A 5,487-nucleotide genomic window follows, 5' to 3' on the forward strand; every position below is an offset into this window, starting at 1 on the left:
TAATGAGAGCGAGCCGTAAGGCGAAGGTCGAATTTAGTGAATCGAACTTCCATATGAACAAAAGTGAGAAATTGAATGGTGACGGAAAGACACTAATTCTGTATGAAGTTTTGAAGGTATATATCGTATAAATAAAAAGTGCTATGTTGACTGAATTGCCAATATAGCATTTTTTTGTTTGAGTAGGAAATTACGTGAATTTCCTATCAAACAAAAGCACTTCGTGCAGACGATGCACACTCGCACGAGAAGAAATGATTGCTTCGCAATCGTGCTCGGCGCGAGCAAGAAAGATGTGCTATTAATAATTTCATACGCGAGAGTGTGCGATAGCACACTTTCTTGTATCTCTAAATCTTTTGTGACAGTCGAAAAACATTCTTGTGAAAATCAAGTATCCCTTCTTCTTTCATTTTCCCAAGTTCTTTTGATAGAGCACTTCGATCAACATTCAGATAATCGGCAAGCTGCTGTCGGTTAAACGGAATTTCAAATGTAGAAGTTCCCTGTTTACGGTATTCTGCAGTTAAATAAGTCAGCAGACGACCTCGGATATTTTTCGATGTGGTACAGAAAATCCGCGTGGAAAGTGTCAGATTTTTTCGCATGGAAATCTGCAGGAGATTATCGATCAACCCACGATACCAGTTAGATTGGTTACAGGTTGAATCATCCATAATACGGTGAATATTCAAAAATAATATCTGGCTGTGTTCCGCAGTTACAACTTCGACAAGCAATGGCTCCTGCAGGAGGGCATATGTCTCAGCAAAGACACCACCAGAGGAGATATTGCTCAAAATGGTGGAATTACCTAAGAAATCAGTGTTGATAATATTGACACTTCCATTTACTAAAATCCCTATCTCATCAACGATCGTATCCATATGATAGATAATTTCATGTTTGTCATATTCCTTTTGACGCAGATATCCTGCGGTATTCATCTGTATCAGTTCATTTTCTGTGATGCCGCGAAGGAGCGGTGAAATACATTTTTTGTTATTATTCATGTCAAAATTCAAATCCTTTTCCATAAAGTAGTATGTAAGGTTCATCAATTTCACATACTCCCTGCCGCATTGTTCAGGGCAAATTATAACAGCTTTTTCAGCGGTAAGTCTATGCAAAAAAATCGGATTGTAAACATACATCAGGAATGTTTATTCTCAGAGCAGGAGCGCCACATATTTCGATATGTGGCGCTCTTGTTTTTTCTTGATATCTATTTATTCTATAACTGCTCGCAGATATGTCTGGCAACATATACACCGCTGGCAGATGCATGGGACAGAGAATGTGTCACGCCGCTGCCGTCACCGATGATGTAGAGGCCTTTGTGACAGCTTTCCAGATGCTCATCCAGTTCTACTTCCATGTTGTAGAATTTTACTTCTACGCCGTAAAGCAGGGTGTCATCATTTGCAGTACCCGGAGCAATTTTGTCCAGAGCGTAGATCATTTCCATGATTCCGTCCAGGATACGTTTTGGAAGTACCAGACTTAAGTCACCCGGTGTCGCAGAGAGGGTAGGACGAACCAGACCTTCTTCAATTCGTTTTACGGTACTACGACGTCCGCGGACTAAATCACCAAAACGCTGTACGATAACACCGCCGCCCAGCATGTTGGACAGTCTTGCGATGCTTTCGCCGTATCCGTTACTGTCTTTGAACGGCTCGGAGAAATGTTTTGCAACCAGAAGTGCAAAGTTTGTGTTTTCTGTCTGTTGCGCCGGGTCTTCGTAGCTGTGTCCGTTTACCGTAACGATACCGTTTGTATTTTCATTTACAACAATACCGTATGGGTTCATACAGAAGGTACGTACATTATCTTCGAATTTCTCAGTACGATAAACTATCTTGCTCTCGTACAGTTCATCGGTCAGATGGGAGAAGATTACAGCCGGAAGCTCAACGCGGACACCGATATCCACACGATTGGATTTTGTCGGGATCTCCAGTTCTTTACAGATGCTCTCCATCCATTTACTGCCGATACGGCCAACGGAAACGATACATTTGCTGCAGTCAGCAGATTCTTCACCGTAATGTACACGGTAGTTGTTGCCCTCAAGGCATTCGATCTTTGTAACCGGTGTCTGGAAGAAGAAGTCAACTTTTTCTTTCAGCTCATTGTAAATATTTTCCAGAACGACATAGTTGATATCTGTTCCAAGGTGGCGAACCGATGCATCCAGAAGTTTTAATTTATTCTGCATACAGATTTTTTTGAAATGAGTGCCGGCTGTAGAGTAAAGTTTTGTCCCTTCACCACCGTGTGTCACATTGATCTCATCTACGTAGCGCATCAGATCCAGCGCCTGTTCTTTGCCGATATACTCAAATAAAGTACCGCCAAAGTCATTTGTGATATTGTATTTTCCATCGGAAAAAGCACCGGCGCCGCCGAAACCGCTCATGATCGCGCAGGTCGGACATTTGATACAGGATGGAACTTTCTTGCCGTCGATCGGGCAGTGGCGTTTCTCTAACGGATAGCCTTCCTCAAAAACGGCAATCTTTAAGTCTTTATTCTGGTGAATCAGTTCGTAAGCGGAAAAAATACCGCCAGGACCGGCACCAATGATAATAACGTCATATTTCATAGTGAAATAACCTCCAATAGTAAGACATGAAAAATGCAGTGCAACAAACTACAATAAATACAATAGCGGAAAAATAGATTTTCGCTTTGAATTTTCTGTAACCGGCACTGCTCATAGTTACTATTTATTTTATCGCGGAAATATATATCATGTCAATAAAAATCATGTAAAAATTGGCAACGATATCATGACCGTAGGAGAAGCACCGCATACCAGCGCAGATGAGGCGATGGATTACACGGGTGCCGACAGAGGCGAGCTGAATATGGTATTTCATTTTGACCATATGCATCTGGATTACGATGAAAATGGAAAATATGCGAGAAACCGTGTGAAACTGACGGATCTTAAACAGGTTTTCACAGAATGGGATGAAAAAATGAATGCCTGTGGTGGATGGAACAGTCTCTATTGGAGCAATCACGATCAGGCCCGTGCCGTTACCCGCTTTGGTGATGAGTCACCCAAATACCGTGTGGTTTCAGCAAAAATGCTCGGTACTGCACTTCATATGCTGCAGGGAACCCCTTATATTTATGAAGGAGAGAAAATCGGCATGACAAATGCATTTTTTGATAAAATCGAAGACTATCGCGATGTGGAAGCGCTGGATATTTTCAAAGATTTTAGTGCAACTGCGTCATGAAGTACTTGTGATTACAGAGGGTGTGTATACAAACTTCTGGACGCGGACAACGAAATGGTATATACTTATCTCCGAAAAAAATGAGGATGAGACATTACTGGTGATCTGTAACTTTACAAAAGAGACCATCGATTATCCGGTGGGAGATTTTGTGGAAGCATCGCAGGGAACATTACTCATCTCCAATTATGATGATGCAGCGCAGCAGTATGCGGATGCAATCGAATTAAAACCATACGGAGCATATGTATATGAAATCAAATAACAAAATCAAACTTCTGGCACTGGATGTAGATGGAACGCTTTTTGACAATGCAGGACACATTCCGGAGCAAAATATCAAAGCAATCAAAAAAGCACAGGAAGCAGGCGTGACTGTGGTAGTGGCTTCCGGCAGAGATTATGACGGTGTGCCGCATGACCAGTTAAAAGAAGTAGCCATGCCATATCTGATCACCACAAACGGAGCAGCCGTTTATCGGACCGCAGACAGAGCCTGTCTGGACGAACACTGCCTTCCGGCAGAAAAGCTGCTTTCTATTTTTGAATATATACTTGATAGAGAAGTCTATATGACGGTGTTTATCGACGGACATAACTATACCCCGGTGCAGGTGTATGATTATGTGTGGAGACTCGGACTCCCGGAGCACATCGTAGGCCATTTCCTGGAAGGGCGTCATGAGCTTCCGGATCTATTTGCTTATGTAAAAAGTGGCAAGGCAAAAATACAGAAAGTGACGCTGAATTTTATACCGGCATCCGATGGTACTTTTCTGCATCGTGATGAGATTTGGGATTTACTGACTGCCTGCCCGGATATCTGTGTGGTAGATGGTGGTTTCCATAATATTGAGTTCACGGCAGCAAATGTCAATAAAGGGCTGGGGCTTCGTTTCCTTGCAAAAGAACTTGGCATTTCTATAGAAGAAACAATGGCAGTGGGCGACAGCGGAAATGATGCGGAAATGCTTAAGGCAGCAGGACTTGGTGTAGCCATGGGAAATGCGTCGAAAGAAATTAAAGATATTTCAGATGTAGTAACTCTTACAAACGAAGAATGTGGTGTGGCACATGCCATTGAAACATATATCTGATGTGAGATGACTCCCACCTCTGCAGGTGTCGAGCAACAAGAATGCAGAGTAAATAAAATGTTAATAGTTGTAAAAAAGTAGTATATAAAAAGAATAAAATATTGTAGAATGAAGAGGTGAAAGCAATTTCATCTCTTTTTTGAATTTACTTTCACAGCAATATAACTGGCAGGAGGACTTGTGATGACAACAGAAGAATTACAGGAGCAGGGTGCAATTTATTTTGATAAAATTACAGATGGGTTCAGAGATTACAAAGATGTCAAACTGGTGATGGATGAAAAACGAGCACTGGCGCATTTTAAAAATCTGAAGAAGGAATATGGAAATAATAAGGCTTTTGCCGATTTCTACTATTACAGACTGGATATTGATTCCCGTGAGATGGTCGACGAAGTTCTCACAGATGCAGAGAAGACATATCTGAATTTAATGATGCCGGAAGATCTGGACGAGGACATTATCTTCCCGTTGGATGATAAACTTTTAAAAATTATAGTAAAATTAAATGCAGAGGAAATATTATTTTCTACAATCTATTTTCTGCCGAGTGGAAAAGCAGGCGGAAGAGGACGGACAACATGGTGGGGAAATTATGAGAAGGAGTATATCTGTTTCTGCGATAAATAAGTCTTGTTTGGGTGGTGAAGAAAATTTAGGGGGGGTAGGTTGTGAAAACGCCAGTCATCAATCTTACCTCTGTAGCAAGATTGCCTGACTGGCGTTCTTTTACGCTTGCGAATATCCTAACATTTTTCACCACACGGCACTGCGTGCCGCACTCATGTTGCATGACGCGCCTCTCGCAGCAAGAATGCCGAGGGCATTCTTGAATACTTGGCAAGTATTTTGGGTGGATAACTTCCGCCGGGGAAATGGCGAAATTGGAGACTTCTTCCGCAATAAGCGATTGAGTGAACGACTGAGTTTCACAAGGTTTTGCGCGAGCGGGAACCGACCAGCTTTTATCGGAGGTGGGAGTGAGCGCGATGAAACCGCCGTGAAATGAAGGTAGTGAACGTCTAGCGTTTGTGGAAGAAGTCTCCAATTTCGTTTTAAATAAAGTAAATTTCCAACACAAGCCCTGAAAACAAGAATTGCACAAATAATTGGCACAATTCGCACAATAGCGGCAA

At 42.0% G+C, this 5,487-nt stretch carries 6 protein-coding genes; 4 read left to right on the forward strand and 2 right to left on the reverse strand.

Features of this window, described 5'->3' with window-relative positions; all coding sequences use genetic code 11:
• Positions 1-350 precede the first annotated feature (350 nt).
• Together Q0I54_RS12915 and Q0I54_RS12920 are read right to left on the reverse strand one after the other, a co-directional pair.
• Positions 351-1,058: a Crp/Fnr family transcriptional regulator gene (locus Q0I54_RS12915; RefSeq protein WP_296119219.1), complete on the reverse strand. Its 708-nt coding sequence runs from the start codon at positions 1,056-1,058 to the stop codon at positions 351-353.
• Positions 1,059-1,234: 176 nt separating this feature from the next.
• A complete protein-coding gene (locus tag Q0I54_RS12920; RefSeq protein ID WP_296119221.1) occupies positions 1,235-2,608 on the reverse strand; it encodes an NAD(P)/FAD-dependent oxidoreductase in 1,374 nt (457 codons plus the stop codon).
• A gap of 142 nt (positions 2,609-2,750) precedes the next feature.
• Between Q0I54_RS12920 and Q0I54_RS12925 the strand changes: the two genes are divergently transcribed.
• From Q0I54_RS12925 to Q0I54_RS12940, 4 genes are all read left to right on the forward strand, one after another.
• Positions 2,751-3,254: an alpha-amylase family glycosyl hydrolase gene (locus Q0I54_RS12925; protein ID WP_367270858.1), complete on the forward strand. Its 504-nt coding sequence runs from the start codon at positions 2,751-2,753 to the stop codon at positions 3,252-3,254.
• A 7-nt stretch (positions 3,255-3,261) separates the two neighbouring features.
• Positions 3,262-3,519, forward strand: a complete 258-nt coding sequence (locus Q0I54_RS12930; RefSeq protein ID WP_296119223.1) for a hypothetical protein — start codon at positions 3,262-3,264, stop codon at positions 3,517-3,519.
• Entirely contained in the window at positions 3,506-4,351 is an 846-nt protein-coding gene (locus Q0I54_RS12935) for a Cof-type HAD-IIB family hydrolase (protein ID WP_296119226.1), read from the forward strand. The genes Q0I54_RS12930 and Q0I54_RS12935 overlap by 14 nt, the downstream gene beginning before the upstream one ends.
• Positions 4,352-4,534: 183 nt before the next feature.
• The gene (locus tag Q0I54_RS12940) at positions 4,535-4,981 is read left to right on the forward strand and encodes a hypothetical protein (RefSeq protein ID WP_296119228.1); all 447 of its coding nucleotides are present in this window, start codon (positions 4,535-4,537) and stop codon (positions 4,979-4,981) included.
• Positions 4,982-5,487: the final 506 nt, after the last annotated feature.

It is taken from the genome of uncultured Eubacterium sp. (assembly GCF_934295145.1).
Taxonomy (GTDB): Bacteria; Bacillota; Clostridia; order Lachnospirales; family Lachnospiraceae; genus Eubacterium_I.

Excerpts from the sequence above, each read along its gene's own strand:
- Q0I54_RS12915 (WP_296119219.1), bottom strand. The coding sequence starts at position 1,058 with ATGAACCTTACATACTACTTTATGGAAAAGGATTTGAATTTTGACATG.
- Q0I54_RS12920 (WP_296119221.1), bottom strand. The coding sequence starts at position 2,608 with ATGAAATATGACGTTATTATCATTGGTGCCGGTCCTGGCGGTATTTTT.
- Q0I54_RS12935 (WP_296119226.1), top strand. The coding sequence starts at position 3,506 with ATGAAATCAAATAACAAAATCAAACTTCTGGCACTGGATGTAGATGGA.
- Q0I54_RS12940 (WP_296119228.1), top strand. The coding sequence starts at position 4,535 with ATGACAACAGAAGAATTACAGGAGCAGGGTGCAATTTATTTTGATAAA.